The sequence below is a fragment of the Chryseobacterium sp. WX genome (assembly GCF_029542485.1).
Lineage (GTDB): Bacteria > Bacteroidota > Bacteroidia > Flavobacteriales > Weeksellaceae > Chryseobacterium > Chryseobacterium cucumeris.
The window spans coordinates 3,389,868-3,403,826 of the sequence record NZ_CP120710.1 but is presented as its reverse complement, the minus strand read 5'-3'; the positions used below and the strand labels follow the sequence as shown (position 1 = coordinate 3,403,826).

General features: G+C 37.0%; 16 protein-coding genes. 11 read left to right on the top strand and 5 right to left on the bottom strand.

Annotated elements, in window-relative coordinates; translation table 11 throughout:
- Nucleotides 1-66 precede the first annotated feature (66 nt).
- A complete protein-coding gene (locus PZ898_RS15370) occupies nucleotides 67-945 on the top strand; it encodes a bestrophin family ion channel (protein WP_062672924.1) in 879 nt (292 codons plus the stop codon).
- 12 nt (nucleotides 946-957) lie between these two features.
- Here PZ898_RS15370 and PZ898_RS15365 read toward each other — a convergent pair whose 3' ends face one another.
- Nucleotides 958-1,557, bottom strand: a complete 600-nt coding sequence (locus PZ898_RS15365) for a hypothetical protein (protein ID WP_228432358.1) — start codon at nucleotides 1,555-1,557, stop codon at nucleotides 958-960.
- A gap of 55 nt (nucleotides 1,558-1,612) precedes the next feature.
- Between PZ898_RS15365 and PZ898_RS15360 the strand changes: the two genes are divergently transcribed.
- The 9 genes from PZ898_RS15360 to PZ898_RS15320 all read left to right on the top strand — a co-directional run bounded on the left by PZ898_RS15360 (nucleotide 1,613) and on the right by PZ898_RS15320 (nucleotide 9,298).
- Nucleotides 1,613-2,233 (top strand): toxin-antitoxin system YwqK family antitoxin, encoded by a 621-nt coding sequence (locus tag PZ898_RS15360; protein WP_277693685.1) that lies wholly within the window; start codon nucleotides 1,613-1,615, stop codon nucleotides 2,231-2,233.
- A 5-nt stretch (nucleotides 2,234-2,238) separates the two neighbouring features.
- Nucleotides 2,239-2,769: an RNA methyltransferase gene (locus PZ898_RS15355; RefSeq protein ID WP_277693684.1), complete on the top strand. Its 531-nt coding sequence runs from the start codon at nucleotides 2,239-2,241 to the stop codon at nucleotides 2,767-2,769.
- A gap of 187 nt (nucleotides 2,770-2,956) precedes the next feature.
- Complete coding sequence (locus tag PZ898_RS15350) at nucleotides 2,957-3,610, top strand: CBS domain-containing protein (RefSeq protein WP_123278700.1); 654 nt, start codon at nucleotides 2,957-2,959, stop codon at nucleotides 3,608-3,610.
- A gap of 1 nt (nucleotide 3,611) precedes the next feature.
- The gene (locus PZ898_RS15345) at nucleotides 3,612-4,478 is read left to right on the top strand and encodes an NAD kinase (protein WP_062672914.1); all 867 of its coding nucleotides are present in this window, start codon (nucleotides 3,612-3,614) and stop codon (nucleotides 4,476-4,478) included.
- A gap of 70 nt (nucleotides 4,479-4,548) precedes the next feature.
- Complete coding sequence (gene fbaA / locus PZ898_RS15340) at nucleotides 4,549-5,619, top strand: class II fructose-bisphosphate aldolase (RefSeq protein WP_277693683.1); 1,071 nt, start codon at nucleotides 4,549-4,551, stop codon at nucleotides 5,617-5,619.
- A gap of 89 nt (nucleotides 5,620-5,708) precedes the next feature.
- Nucleotides 5,709-6,563: an acetyl-CoA carboxylase, carboxyltransferase subunit beta gene (gene accD / locus PZ898_RS15335; RefSeq protein WP_002982142.1), complete on the top strand. Its 855-nt coding sequence runs from the start codon at nucleotides 5,709-5,711 to the stop codon at nucleotides 6,561-6,563.
- 54 nt (nucleotides 6,564-6,617) lie between these two features.
- Nucleotides 6,618-7,127, top strand: a complete 510-nt coding sequence (locus tag PZ898_RS15330) for a hypothetical protein (protein ID WP_123278701.1) — start codon at nucleotides 6,618-6,620, stop codon at nucleotides 7,125-7,127.
- 309 nt (nucleotides 7,128-7,436) lie between these two features.
- Nucleotides 7,437-8,840 (top strand): spore maturation protein, encoded by a 1,404-nt coding sequence (locus PZ898_RS15325; protein ID WP_277693682.1) that lies wholly within the window; start codon nucleotides 7,437-7,439, stop codon nucleotides 8,838-8,840.
- Nucleotides 8,841-8,905: 65 nt separating this feature from the next.
- Nucleotides 8,906-9,298 (top strand): hypothetical protein, encoded by a 393-nt coding sequence (locus PZ898_RS15320; protein WP_062672909.1) that lies wholly within the window; start codon nucleotides 8,906-8,908, stop codon nucleotides 9,296-9,298.
- 15 nt (nucleotides 9,299-9,313) lie between these two features.
- Here the strand turns inward: PZ898_RS15320 and PZ898_RS15315 are convergent, their stop codons facing one another.
- The 4 genes from PZ898_RS15315 to PZ898_RS15300 form a co-directional block, all read right to left on the bottom strand.
- Nucleotides 9,314-10,204 (bottom strand): ferric siderophore ABC transporter substrate-binding protein, encoded by an 891-nt coding sequence (locus tag PZ898_RS15315; protein WP_216443577.1) that lies wholly within the window; start codon nucleotides 10,202-10,204, stop codon nucleotides 9,314-9,316.
- A 35-nt stretch (nucleotides 10,205-10,239) separates the two neighbouring features.
- A complete protein-coding gene (locus tag PZ898_RS15310) occupies nucleotides 10,240-10,638 on the bottom strand; it encodes a biopolymer transporter ExbD (protein WP_062672905.1) in 399 nt (132 codons plus the stop codon).
- Between the two features lie 12 nt (nucleotides 10,639-10,650).
- Nucleotides 10,651-11,355: a MotA/TolQ/ExbB proton channel family protein gene (locus PZ898_RS15305; RefSeq protein ID WP_047426580.1), complete on the bottom strand. Its 705-nt coding sequence runs from the start codon at nucleotides 11,353-11,355 to the stop codon at nucleotides 10,651-10,653.
- A gap of 173 nt (nucleotides 11,356-11,528) precedes the next feature.
- Nucleotides 11,529-11,990 (bottom strand): hypothetical protein, encoded by a 462-nt coding sequence (locus PZ898_RS15300; protein ID WP_062672903.1) that lies wholly within the window; start codon nucleotides 11,988-11,990, stop codon nucleotides 11,529-11,531.
- A gap of 169 nt (nucleotides 11,991-12,159) precedes the next feature.
- On the opposite strand from PZ898_RS15300, the gene PZ898_RS15295 reads away from it, so the two are divergent.
- Entirely contained in the window at nucleotides 12,160-13,956 is a 1,797-nt protein-coding gene (locus PZ898_RS15295; RefSeq protein WP_062672901.1) for a DUF885 domain-containing protein, read from the top strand.
- Nucleotides 13,957-13,959: the final 3 nt, after the last annotated feature.

Genomic DNA, 13,959 nt, shown 5'->3' with positions numbered 1-13,959 from the left:
CAGACTTCCTTACTTAATTAGCAGAGCTCAGATGAAAAAATTATATTTGTAGTAATAAGCGAGTTTATGAGAGTCTATAATACCAAACATTTCATTAAAATCCTTTTCAGTTTACACAAAAGTGATACTTTAAAAATTCTTTTCCCGAGTATGATTCTTGTAGGATTATATTCCTGGGGAATTCAGTATCTGGAAGTTGAATATCTGCACCTTACCACAAAATCAGGAGTGAGTAATGTAGGCATGATTCATTCTCTGCTGGGTTTTGTGCTTTCACTTTTGCTGGTTTTCAGAACGAATACTGCCTATGACAGATGGTGGGAAGGTCGAAAACTTTGGGGAAAACTGGTGAATGATACCAGAAACTTTGCCATAAAAATCAATACGATTCTTGGCGATAACCGCCAGGATGCTGAGCAGATTGCTAGATATTTAAAATATTTCCCGCACTTTTTAGCCAAACACCTTTCCAAGGAATCTACAAGGCTGGCTTTGGATGAAGATTATTCTGAAATTGAAAATTCGTTGAAAAACCATGGACCAAGTGAAATTGTTATTCTATTAAGCCATAAACTGAATCAATTAAAAAAAGAAGGAAAAGTTTCTGAAGTTGAAATGCTGTATTTAGATACCCAGCTTTCCGGCTTTCTGGATGTATGTGGAGGTTGTGAAAGAATCAAAAACACACCGATTCCTTATTCCTATTCTTCTTTCATCAAGAAATTTATTATTCTGTATGTTTTTGCGCTTCCTATTGCTTACGTTATTACAATAGGGCTTTTTATGATTCCGCTTACTGTTTTTGTGTATTATGTATTGATGAGCCTTGAACTTATTGCAGAAGAAATTGAAGATCCGTTCAATAACGATGAAAATGATATTCCTATGGAAACCTTAGCCCAGAACATTGAGAAAAATGTACAGCAGATTATGATCAGAAAATAAAAAATCAAGCTTTTAAAGCTTGATTTCTTTAAGTTCGCCATCCTGTTTTATCTCTACAAATTTGCTTTCCCTGTTGGCAGCAGAATATCCGTAGAAAAAGGTACTGTATATAGGAGTGGAATACAGATAAGCTCCATAGCCGTTATAAGCATCTGAGGTTCCTGTCTGCTGCTGATAACTTGCCGTTGCAGTAAAGTTGACAATGGTTTCAAGATAATATTTCCCGGGTTTGAGTTTTTCAAATTTAAATCTCCCATGGTCATCGGTTAAAGCTTCCACTCTGTATTTAAAAGCCTCTTCTGACATATATACGGTGGTCTTTTTATTTTCATATTTTCTTCTCATGTCATAAAATTCCTGGAAATAAGGAGTAACAGGAAAAAGCATAACAACCGTACCTTTGGGAGCATAATGCTTTTCTCCAAGTAACGGTTTGATTCCCCAGTTGTTTTTTTGTTTGGTAGAAGCCACTCCTTCAATGGTAGAGTTTCCAAATCCAAGCATGTCTCTTGCGAGCTTTTTATCAAAAAAAGCTTGAGGATAATAAGTATTTTGTGCACTCAGGTAAATAAATCCCCATATTAATATGAATAATGTGAATAATTTTTTCATAGTATATTTTTGAGTCAAATATAAGTATTTTACTATTTTTGAATTAAAAATAGCTATGAAGTACATGTTTCTATTGTTTTTTTCCACTGCTGTCCTGATCACGGCACAGAAACCTTGTGGATATAAAGACGGATTACAGGAAGGAACCTGTAAAGAATTTTATGACAATGGCCAGGTAAAAAATACTGTGGAATGGAAAAAAGGGAAACTGGATGGCGATGCTGTTTTTTATTATGATAACGGAAAAGTGCAGTCGAAAGGAGAATATAAAAAAGGATACAAAGTAAAAGAATGGTCGTATTTTGATAAAAATGGAGTTCTTACTTCCAAGGAAGTTTTCAGAAATGGGGAGAAGAATATTTATGATAACAGCCTTACCGCTACTTTTTATTCTCCTGCAGGTAAAATAACTGAAATTTCCAATTACAAATTCAATAAATTACAGGGAGAAAGCAAGACCTTTCATGAAGATGGAAAATCAATAAAAGATATTGGCCAGTATGACAACGGGCTGGCTACCGGAAAATGGAAAGTCTTTTATCCATCTGGAAAATTACAGCGTGAAACTGAACTTGCCAACGATAAAAGAAACGGCAACAGAGTTCATTACCGTGAAGACGGAAGCATAGAAAAAACAGAGGTCTATAAAGACGGAAAATTAATCTCAACAAAATAATACAATTGGTACAGAAACTAAAACTGGAAGAACTTAACAGAATAGATGTAGAAACATTTAAGAAGGTTGAAAAAATTCCGTTGGTCATCATTTTAGATAATATCAGAAGTATGCACAATGTAGGTGCAGCCTTCAGAACGGCAGATGCCTTCTTAATTGAAAAAATAATCCTTTGCGGAATCACCCCGCAGCCACCTCACCGAGAGATTCATAAAGCGGCATTGGGAGCAACGGAAAGTGTAGACTGGTCTCATGACGCAGATACCAACAACGCGATTGCTGATCTGAAAAGCAAAGGATACGAAATCATCGGGATCGAGCAGACTACCGACAGTCAACTTCTTACGGATTTCACCATCGACAGATCAAAAAAATATGCCTTAATTTTAGGAAACGAAGTAGAAGGAATCAGCGATGAAGTACTTCCGAATATTGACGTATTTTTAGAAATTCCACAACTTGGAACCAAGCATTCTCTTAATGTAAGTGTGTGCGCCGGAATTGTGATGTGGGAATTTGCAAAAGCATTAAAATAAAAAAACTGCATATGTCCTTAGTAGACAGTGCAGTTTGAAATAAATCTAATAAAAAGTAAAAATGAAAGGCGACAAAGGTACTTTATTTTTTTTTACAAACAAATTTTGACGGCATTTTTTTTGTTTCATCTTAAAAAAAGTAAGGTTTTCAGAAAAAGTTTCGTTTAATTTTTTATAAATTAGCACAATGTTTATCAAGGACTATATCTCAAAAGACTTTCCATGTTTTAGCCTGTCTGACTCCATAGAGTCGGCCAGAAACCTGTTGGAAGACTTCGGATATTCTCATGTTTTCATCAAAAAATCTCATCACTTCTTCGGAGCCATTGCCATGGACTTCCTGTATGAAGAAGATGGAGGAACACTGAAGGATCTGGAACACCAGATTGAACGGTTTGCAATTCTGGAGGACAACAATGTCATGGACAGTATCCGCCTGTTTTATACTTTCAGCTCCAATGTGATTCCGGTGATTAATAAAAATGAAAAATATCTGGGGTATATTACCTGTGAAGATGTTTTTCAGGACCTTTCCCGTTATCCTTTATTTTCAGAAACAGGAGCTATTCTTACCGTAGAAACTCCGGCCAGAAAATATTCTATGACGGAAATTACCAACATTGTGGAAAGCAACAATTCGAAATTTTACGGAGGGTTTATAAGCTTTATGTCTGAAGAGGTAGTTCAGGTCACCATAAAGATCAGCAATGAAAATCTGGCCTCGATAGACGCTACTTTTGACCGGTATGACTACAGAATCGTTGAAAAATATTATTCTGATGAGAAAACCGATCTGTTTAAAGACCGTTATGGTTTTTTACAAAAATTCATAGAAATATAACATGAAGGCAGCCATATATTCTCAGAAAAAAGATCTTGATACTTTTTTATATTTAAGCAAGTTTATCTCTGAACTTGAAGCAAGAGGTGTAAAATCTGTTCTGTATGATGAAATGGCTGAAGCACTTCAGTTTTCAAAAATATTCGAAACTTTCAATTCCAAACAGGATCTTCTGGATAAAGAAGTGGATCTGTTTTTCACTTTTGGTGGAGACGGAACCATTGTCAACTCTCTGACATTTATTGAAGATCTTGAAATTCCGGTGGTTGGAGTGAATACAGGAAGGCTTGGATTTTTAGCTTTTTTCACGAAAGAAGAAGCCTTTAAGGAACTGGATTCCATCTTAAAAGGAAATGTAAAAACAAGCCGCCGTTCTGTAATTGAAGTGGTTTCTCCAAAACTGGAGGGAGTTTTTCCTTACGCATTAAACGACGTTACCGTTTCCCGAAAAGAAACCACCTCCATGATTACCGTTGACTCTTATATCAATGACGAATTTTTGAATGTATTCTGGGGTGACGGCGTGATCATTTCAACACCTACAGGTTCTACCGCCTACTCTCTGAGCTGCGGAGGCCCTATCATTTCTCCCAATAACGAAAATTTTGTCATTACTCCAATTGCTCCTCACAATCTGAATGTGAGGCCGCTGGTTGTGAATGATAAAGTAGAAATAAAATTCAGGGTGGAAAGCCGCGTACCGCAATACTCTCTTTCCTTAGATTCCCGACTGATACATATTGAAACCGACAAGGAAATCATCATTAAAAAGGCAAAATTCCAGCTTCTTCTGGTGCAGCCCAACAGTTTGAGTTTCTATGAAACCATCCGTCAGAAGCTCCTTTGGGGCAGAGATAAAAGAAACTAGTAATTTCTTAAAAATGATTACCTTTACACGAAATTAAAACACCTAATAAATTTATAATAAAAAGTAAAACATGAGCAGAATTTTTCCGGCAGGAGTTGCCACAGGTCAGTTAGTTACTGATATCTTTCAGTATGCTAAAGAAAACAAATTTGCATTACCTGCAGTAAACGTAATTGGATCAAGCAACGTAAACGCTACAATGGAAACTGCAGCGAAATTAAACGCTCCTGTAATTATTCAGTTTTCAAATGGAGGAGCTGCTTTCAATGCAGGGAAAGGATTAAGCAATGACGGACAAAAGTCTGCAATCTTAGGAGCAATTGCTGGAGCAAAACATATTCACACTCTTGCAGAAGCTTACGGAGCAACGGTAATTCTACACACAGACCACTGTGCAAAGAAATTACTTCCTTGGATCGACGGATTGATGGATGCTAACGAAGAATTCTTCAAGCAGACAGGAAAATCTCTTTACTCTTCTCACATGTTAGACCTTTCTGAAGAGTCTTTAGAAGAAAACCTTGAAATTTCTTCTAAATATTTCGAAAGAATGGCTAAGCTTCAGATGACTCTTGAAGTAGAAATCGGGGTAACAGGAGGTGAAGAAGATGGTGTTGACAACTCAGACGTTGATAACTCAAAATTATATACTCAGCCTGAAGACGTAGCTTATACTTATGAAAAATTAAAAGCTATTTCTGATAACTTCACAATCGCGGCTGCTTTCGGTAACGTTCACGGAGTTTACAAGCCAGGTAACGTAGTTCTTACGCCGAAAATCCTTGACAATTCTCAGAAATATGTTCAGGAAAAATTCGGAACAGCTGCAAAACCTATCAACTTTGTATTCCACGGAGGTTCAGGATCTACTTTAGAGGAGATCAGAGAGGCTATCGACTACGGAGTTATCAAAATGAACATCGATACTGACCTTCAGTTTGCATACACAGAAGGCATCAGAGATTATATGATCAACAATATTGATTATTTAAGAGCTCAGATCGGAAACCCTGAAGGAGAAGAAAAACCTAACAAAAAATTCTATGACCCAAGAGTTTGGGTAAGAAAAGGTGAGGACACATTCTCTGCAAGATTGGTAAAAGCATTTGAAGATTTAAATAACGTAGATACTTTAAAATAAGAACTGTACATTTGTACCAATGTAAAAAGTATTCATAGGAATGCATTTACATTGGTACATTTTACATTTATACATTAATACAAGCAAAAATGGCATTCGACTGGTTTAAAAGAAAAGCAAAAAACATTACCACTTCTACTGATGAGAAAAAAGACGTTCCCAAAGGCCTTTGGCATCAGACTCCATCCGGAAAAGTAGTGGAACATGATGAACTAAAGAGAAATAACTATGTTTCTCCTGAAGACGGATTTCATGTAAGAATAGGAAGTGCAGAATTTTTTGACATCCTTTTTGACGGTGGTAAATTTACCGAACTGGATGCCAATGTTGAAAGTATTGATATCTTAAACTTCAAAGATACAAAGCCTTACAAAGACCGTTTGAAAGAAGTAAAAGCTAAAACAAAGCTTACAGATTCTATCAGAAACGCTGTAGGAACTGTAAAAGGAACTGAAATGGTAGTTTCTTGTATGGATTTTGCTTTCATTGGTGGATCTTTGGGTTCTGTAATGGGAGAAAAGATCAGAAGAGCAGTAGATTACTGTATTGCACACAAACTTCCGTATATGATTATCTGTCAGTCCGGAGGAGCAAGAATGCAGGAGGCTACTTACTCTTTGATGCAGCTGGCAAAAGTTCAGGCTAAATTAGCTCAGCTTTCTGAAGCTGGACTTTTATACATCGCTTACCTTTGCGACCCTACATTCGGAGGAATCACTGCTTCTTTCGCAATGACCGCTGATATTATTATGGCAGAACCGGGAGCACTGATTGGTTTCGCAGGACCAAGAGTAATTCGTGAAACAATCGGTAGAGACTTACCGGAAGGATTCCAGACATCAGAATTCTTACAGGAAAAAGGATTTGTAGATTTCATCGTAAAAAGAACTGAAATTCAGGATACTGTTGCCAAGACAGTTAATTTATTAGCTGTAAAAGCATAGTATCTGTAACAAAAACAATACAATCTCTCTCTAATTAGGGAGAGATTTTTATTTATGAGGACTTTTAAGATATTTTTCAATACCATCCGAAGCATGAGTTTTAAAAAGATTATCCGTCTTTTATCACTTGTCCTTCCTCATCCTCTTTTCGCTTTACTGAGTTTTTATGCAACAGTAAAAGCGTTTACCATTGCACAGAAAAAATTTCCTGCAACGGCCTCCAACAATGGAATTGGAAATGCTTTCAGACACGCGCTGTGGTGCTGCTTCATTATGATGTACTGCTGCAAGATCTCTTCCCCTAAAAAAGCGCTGGATTTTTGTAAAAGAATCACAGATATGCATGAAGAACTCTTCCCTAATGAGCCTTTGGAAACCAAAATGGATCTCCATAACAACAAAATCGGAATGGATTATTTTATGGAAATTTTACCCGGAATTCATCGCCAGTTCTTTGAAAAAAGCTTCTTTGTAGATGCTTTGATCAAAAAAATGGATGAAGCCAAAATTCTGAAGAATCTTGATGATGATTTTGAAGGACATCTTGTTTATCTGGAAGAGTAAATCATTTTAGTTTTAAACGCTAGAGAGCGTAAGGAAAATCTAAAAACTTAAAGCATATTTTTTGTTCGCAAGGGCATTTCATTCAGCAATGCTCTTTAACTTAAATTCTCTTTGCTTAGTGCTAACGCCTTTGCGAACGAGAAAAATCATTTTCCCCATTATTTAGGAACTTTGTGAACAATGCGTTAACAATAAGCTTTAAAATTAGAGACCATCATTAGTTTTCTTTCACACCGGAATTACAAAAGACTTTAGTTATTTTTGTGGTTTGAAGTATTTTCGATAAGTTTAAACAATTAAATCAATCAGATGGTTCTCAGCAGAATTTGGTCGGCTTTCATTATCATTGCCATTGCCATTGCCAGTATAAAATATGTTTCGTCAGGTAACTACAAAACCATTTTCAATGATATGGTGGTGGGAAAAGGAGGTGATACAGTAAAGATTGCATCTCAACCTATGAACAGCCTATCTCCTATTGTCAGAGACAGCCTGATGAAAAAAAATGATTTTGCAGACAGCAGAATTCACTATAAAACAGATTCTTTAAAACAAAATGTAAATGTTTATCGCGTTCAGGAAGCCGATGGAGTTATCGGAACCTCTGAAACTGCCGTAAAGATCTGTCTTGGTCTTATCGGAATCATGACCTTGTTTATGGGATTCATGAGTATTGCTGAAAAAGCAGGAGGAATTAACCTTCTAAGCCGTTTGATTCAGCCATTTTTTTCAAAATTATTTCCGGAAATTCCTAAAAACCATCCTGCATTCGGACATATGCTAATGAATTTCAGTGCCAATCTTCTGGGATTGGATAATGCTGCCACTCCTTTTGGATTAAAAGCGATGGAAAGTCTCCAGACTTTAAATCCCAATAAAGATACTGCCAGCAATTCGCAGATTATGTTTCTGTGTCTTCATGCCGGAGGAATGACATTGATCCCGGTCTCGATTATTGCCATCAGAGCCTCTATGGGATCAAAGACCCCTACAGATATTTTCCTTCCTTGCATGATCGCCACTTTTGCGGCAACTTTAGCTGCGATGATTATTGTTTCTTTATACCAGAAAATCAATCTTCTTCGTCCGGTGGTAATAGCTTATGTAGGAGGAATTTCAGCAATTATTGCTTTATTGGTAGTATACCTTGTACAATTGAGTAAGGATGAACTGGATGACTTCAGTAAAGTATTAAGCAATGGTTTAATTCTGTTTATCTTCCTTGCGATTGTATTGGGAGCTGTTTATAAAAAAATTAACGTTTTTGATGCCTTTATTGAAGGCGCAAAAGAAGGCTTCACCACCTGTGTTAAAATTATTCCTTATCTGGTTGGAATGCTGATTGCGATTTCATTACTAAGAACTTCCGGTGTATTTGATGTGATTATTGACGGGATGAAATGGGTAGCCAACGTTGCCAATATGGATCCGAGATTTGTGGATGGACTTCCAACTGCATTGATCAAACCTTTATCCGGTTCAGGAGCCAGAGGAATGATGGTGGATACGATGGCCACATTTGGAGCAGATAGCTTCCAGGGAAAATTAGCGGCAGTACTTCAGGGAAGCTCAGATACGACGTTCTATGTAATTGCAGTATATTTTGGTGCCGTAGCCGTTAAGAATACAAGATACACGGTAATTGCCATGCTTCTGGCCGATTTAGTCGGCGTTATCACTGCCATTGCATTAGCTTACTTATTCTTTGCTTAATGAAATCTGCAGGTTGAGCAGATGCTATTAACTTTAAACATTAAACTTAAAACTTTAAATCCATTATGATCACAGATAAAGAATTCACCTTAAGACTCATCCGCCAATTAACTCAGGCATTAGAAAAATTGATTCTCGACAAACCTGAAGAAAGCTTAATGCAGAAAGAACTGGATTTTGATACGTTGATGAGAGACATTTTTAAGATGAGCTTCACAGAGGTTGCTTCTAAAACCAAGGAAGAAATGATCGCGATTGTGAATGAAAGACAGGAAAGAGATCACAAAGATTATTATGAAATGCTGGGAAATCTATTTTATTTCAACAGCAGACATGATCAGAACAAAGATTTTCAGGATAAAGCCAAGACATTCTACGAGCTTTATCTTCAGACCAGTGGTATTTTTGCACTACCCATTATCAACAGAATAAATGAATTGAAAAAAGCACTTGAATAAAGTGCTTTTGTATTTTTAGAATGTAATTTTATAAGTTCCGGTGGAAGAAGTATTGGCTTTCTCTGCTTTTACATATTTCTTAACCCAGGCCACAGACGTGGATGAGACACAAGGATCTGAAATCCCGCCGGCTCTTCTTGCGGATACTACATTCCCTGCTTTATCTACCGTATAAGCAATAGTAATTGATCCACTTGCTGTACAGCTGTGAGAAGGCTGTGCTCCTCCTCTTCCCATTGTTCCCGGAATATAACCGACTAATTTTCTGTCGATTCCTACTTTACTGTCTCCGTTTCCATCACCGCCTAAAGGATCTCCCGCGTTTCCGATACCATCACCAGTTCCCTGGCTTCCGGCTTTAGTTCCTCTTCCTTTAATCAGGTTGCCTATGGCTGCGGTTCCTTTTCCGTCACCATTTCCTGTTTTTGAATTGGCAGTGGCCGCTCCAGATTTTTTAGTATTTTTTGAAGCACTTGTACTCGTAGCTTCTTTTTTCTCAGCTTTTTTGGATTCCTCTTTTTTAGGAACAGTAGCTTTTGAATTATTTCCTGTAATAACTTTTTCCTTAACCTCTGTTTTCTTTGGTTCGGGAGTAGGAACTGGTTCTGGCTTTATAACTGTTTTTGTTTCCGGAACCGGAGTTTCTGCGGGCTCTGGTGTAACTTCTTCCGTTGCAGCGGCAAGACTTCCAGGCTGTTCAGCTGGTTCTTCAATCCCCTTTCCATTTCTGTTATCACCAAAATTAACCAGCATAGTAGTAACCACTTCAGGATCTTTATCCAGTTCAGGTTTTAATTTATATAGAAAAACAAAAAGCAGAATAGCAGCCCAGATCAGAATAGAAAGCAGTGCGCTCTTTACTCTGTCTTTATTTTCTTCGTTTCTGTTTGCTGTATAGCTTTTCATCTTAAAACGTAATTCTTTCCGGAAATCCGGATATGTTATTTGTCTTTAACGGTTGCAATAGCAATATTAAATTTATGTTTCTCAGCAATTTCCATCACAAAAACAACATCTTTATGCAATGTGTTTTCATCAGCTCTGATCGTAAATGATTTATTGGTCTGGCTGGCTAATTTATCTACAATAATTTGCTCCAGTTCTCCTTTATTGGCAGGATTATCATCTACAAAGAACGAGCCGTCCGGTTTGATGCTTACCGTTAAAGGATTGGGAATATTATCGTCAACTGCTCCGGCTTTCGGCAGATTCACATCAATAGCGCTTTGATTGGCAGCTGAAGAAGTGATCATAAAGAAAATCAGCATCAACAGGATAACGTCTGTCATCGCTGCTAAACTGAATTCCGGATTTGCTTTATTTCTTCTTTGAATTTTCATCGTAAGAAAGATTTATAAAGGTTTGTTGATAAGGTCTAAAAATTCTCCTGACATATTCTGAGCTTTCAGGACAAATTTATCAATCCTTGTCAATAGAATATTATAACAGAAGTTAGCAGGAATTGCTACAGCCAAACCTACAGCGGTCTGCCCTAAAGCGGTATAGATCCCCTCTGAAAGTGTTTTCGGCGAGAATGATCCTGTTGCGTGGGAAAGATTAAAGAAAGCAATAATCATCCCGATTACCGTACCTAAAAGTCCCAACATGGGTGCAATACTTGGTACTACAGCCAAAAGGTTCAGGTTTTTTTCCATATTGGCAACCTCTACCTGTGCCTGAGATTCCATAGCACTTACAATATCAGAAACAGGACGTCCTAATCTTGAAATTCCTTTTTCTAAAATTCTTCCTTCCGGAGAGTTCTGGGTTTTGCAGTAATCTGCTGCCGCCTCTATTTTTCCTGCCTTGATGAAGTCTTCGATATTGTTCATGAAGTTGGAATCTGTTTTTGATGTAAGCCTTTTGATAAAGAAAAATCTTTCGAAAAACAGGTATAGAGAAAACACTCCCAATAGTAATACAGTGACCATCACTATTTTAGCGAAAGCTCCTCCATGGAACATAATTTTCCAGAATGAGAACTCTAAGTTGTCTGCAGCAACTGCAGGGGTAGCGATTTGTGCAAATAAAATCTGAGAAAGTTCCGTTAACAGCATTAAATGTAAATTTTATTAAATTTCAACGACAAATGTAGGAGAATATTATGAATTGAACTCTTAAAAATTGCTTAAAAACAACTTAAATTTTGTTACAATTTTACAAATAGCAAATTTCTTTCCAAAAAAAAATTTTGAAAAGAAATCTGGTACGAAAAAGATAGAAGCCTATGTTAGTCTTCTCCTACCTCAATTTCATCTTGCTTAAATTCGCATTTTAATCTAAAGGGGATCGGTGTATCTGATCCGGTATAGAAATCATCAATGGTCCCTTTCCAGATGACCTGAAGCTCCCCTTCTTCATTTTTTTCAAAAAGAAGCTCATTATCATAGATGTAGGCATCTTCGTCATCGAAAAGGTCTACTTCTGTATAGGTTTCTTCATCAGAGTCATTGATGATGATGGTTTTTCCTTCTATTTCCGCCGATTCAATAGGAAAATCAAAAACTTCAAGTGAAAGCTGCGGAAAGTTGTACTGTAATGAATCATCATCCACGTGATCCAAACTGTCATCCGTAATCACTTCAACCTCTAAAAAATGTTGCTGGTTGCTGTAAACTGCCTTACAATAAGTATTTCTGATATTGTATTTTAGCGTTTCGTCCGGATGGTAAATTTTTAAAATCCCTTTCATTTTTTCTTAAAAAAGAGCTGTAATAATATGATTGTTAAACGTTTTAGACAAAGATAAAAAATTGATTCAAAGTTGAAAGGATTTTGAAAATAATTTTTTAAAATCAATGCAAACAATAAGTCTGAATCTCCCAATAATACTTATTTTTGTTTTCATAAAGATTCTGAAAATGAAAAACATTTTATCAAAAAGTATTCTAGGATTAGGGTTGGTGATTGGGCTTACTTCCTGCAAAAAATCGGATTCTCCCCTTACAAAAGTGACTCCCAGCAATCTGGATTCTATCGCTTCCAACTATTATGAGCAGTATCTTAAACTATATCCTTTAGATGCTACCGCACAAGGAGATACAAGATATAATGATCAGCTTCCTATCAATATTGATAAAGATTTTATCTCAGGAGAAATTGCTTTCTACAATTCTGTGCAAAAACAACTGGAACATGTAGATTATAAAACCCTTTCTGACGAAGACAAAGTGGTCTATGATGTTTTGGATTATACTTTAAAAGATAAAACTGAGGCCTACGCCTATCATCCGGAATATATTCCTTTTACTCAATTTGGAGGACTTCCGTTAACGTTCCCATTGTATGGAAGCGGGCAGGGTAATCAACCTTTTAAAACAGAAAAAGACTATAGCGACTGGCTGAAAAGAATGGAAAAATTCCCGGAGTGGATGAATGCAGCGGCAGACAACTTCCGTGAGGGAATCAACAATAAGATAGTATTACCTAAAAAACTGGTTATCAAAATGATTCCTCAGATGAAAGCAGAGGAAATTACCACTTCTGACATGGAAAAGAATATTTTCTATGGTCCGATAAGAAATTTTCCGAAAAGCTTCTCTCAGGCTCAGAAAGAAAAATTTTCAGCACTTTATAAAGATGCTATTACCAAAAAGATCATTCCGGCTTATATTAAAATGGGAACATTTTTAGAAAAAGAGTACCTTCCGAAAGCAAGGGATACAGACGGATACAACAGTCTTCCTAACGGAAATGAGATCTACAACTATTATGTAAAAAGCTGGACAACCACTAAGAAATCTCCTGAAGAAATTAATAAGATCGGACTTCAGCAGGTAGCTATGCTTCGTGCAGAAATGGAAAAAGTAAAACAACAGGTAGGTTTTACGGGCACTCTTGAAGAGTTTATCACTTTTGTAAAAACGGATCCAAAGGCAATGCCTTATAAAACATCTAAAGAGGTTTTAAATGCATTCAACGGGATCTTAACTAAAATCACTCCGAAGCTGAAAACAATGTTTAATGTAACGCCAAAAACGAAGTTTGAAATCAGACAGACGGAGAAATTCAGAGAGGCAAGTGCCAGCGCAGAATATATGCCGGGAACTCCGGATGGAAAAAGAGCAGGTATATTCTATGTTCCGCTTCCTGACCCTACTAAATTCAATGTTACTTCAGGAATGGAATCTCTTTTCCTTCATGAAGCCATCCCAGGGCATCATTATCAGGTTTCTTTGCAACAGGAGAACACAAAGCTTCCTAAATTTATGAGATTCGGATGGTTAGGAGCTTATGGTGAAGGGTGGGCCCATTATTGTGAGACATTAGGACCTGAATTTGGGTTATACACAGATCCTTATCAAAAAATGGGTTACCTGAGTGATCAGATGCTGAGAGCTGTAAGACTGGTAGTAGATACAGGGCTTCATACAGGAAAAATGTCACGTGAAGAGGCTATCAAATACTTCTTAAGCAATATTTCTTACGACGAGGGATCTGCCACTGCAGAAGTAGAAAGATATATGGCAATGCCGGGACAGGCTTTAGGCTACAAAATAGGATCCTTAAGAATCCGTGAGCTGAGAGAAAAGTATCAGAAAGAACTTGGGAACAAATTCAAGCTGGCAAGCTTCCATGATGAAGTATTAAGCCAGGGATGTCTTCCTTTGGATGTTCTGAACAGAAAAATGGAGCTTTGGGCTAAAAAACAAAAATAGTTT

Bases quoted from the DNA above. Each gene is read 5' to 3' on its own strand.
- PZ898_RS15330 (WP_123278701.1), top strand. From the start codon at position 6,618: ATGAGGACTTTTAAGATATTTTTCAATACCATCCGAAGCATGAGTTTT.
- PZ898_RS15370 (WP_062672924.1), top strand. From the start codon at position 67: ATGAGAGTCTATAATACCAAACATTTCATTAAAATCCTTTTCAGTTTA.
- PZ898_RS15350 (WP_123278700.1), top strand. From the start codon at position 2,957: ATGTTTATCAAGGACTATATCTCAAAAGACTTTCCATGTTTTAGCCTG.
- PZ898_RS15345 (WP_062672914.1), top strand. From the start codon at position 3,612: ATGAAGGCAGCCATATATTCTCAGAAAAAAGATCTTGATACTTTTTTA.
- PZ898_RS15365 (WP_228432358.1), bottom strand. From the start codon at position 1,557: ATGAAAAAATTATTCACATTATTCATATTAATATGGGGATTTATTTAC.
- PZ898_RS15310 (WP_062672905.1), bottom strand. From the start codon at position 10,638: ATGAAAATTCAAAGAAGAAATAAAGCAAATCCGGAATTCAGTTTAGCA.
- fbaA (WP_277693683.1), top strand. From the start codon at position 4,549: ATGAGCAGAATTTTTCCGGCAGGAGTTGCCACAGGTCAGTTAGTTACT.
- PZ898_RS15305 (WP_047426580.1), bottom strand. From the start codon at position 11,355: ATGCTGTTAACGGAACTTTCTCAGATTTTATTTGCACAAATCGCTACC.
- PZ898_RS15315 (WP_216443577.1), bottom strand. From the start codon at position 10,204: ATGAAAAGCTATACAGCAAACAGAAACGAAGAAAATAAAGACAGAGTA.
- PZ898_RS15295 (WP_062672901.1), top strand. From the start codon at position 12,160: ATGAAAAACATTTTATCAAAAAGTATTCTAGGATTAGGGTTGGTGATT.
- PZ898_RS15300 (WP_062672903.1), bottom strand. From the start codon at position 11,990: ATGAAAGGGATTTTAAAAATTTACCATCCGGACGAAACGCTAAAATAC.
- accD (WP_002982142.1), top strand. From the start codon at position 5,709: ATGGCATTCGACTGGTTTAAAAGAAAAGCAAAAAACATTACCACTTCT.
- PZ898_RS15320 (WP_062672909.1), top strand. From the start codon at position 8,906: ATGATCACAGATAAAGAATTCACCTTAAGACTCATCCGCCAATTAACT.
- PZ898_RS15360 (WP_277693685.1), top strand. From the start codon at position 1,613: ATGAAGTACATGTTTCTATTGTTTTTTTCCACTGCTGTCCTGATCACG.
- PZ898_RS15325 (WP_277693682.1), top strand. From the start codon at position 7,437: ATGGTTCTCAGCAGAATTTGGTCGGCTTTCATTATCATTGCCATTGCC.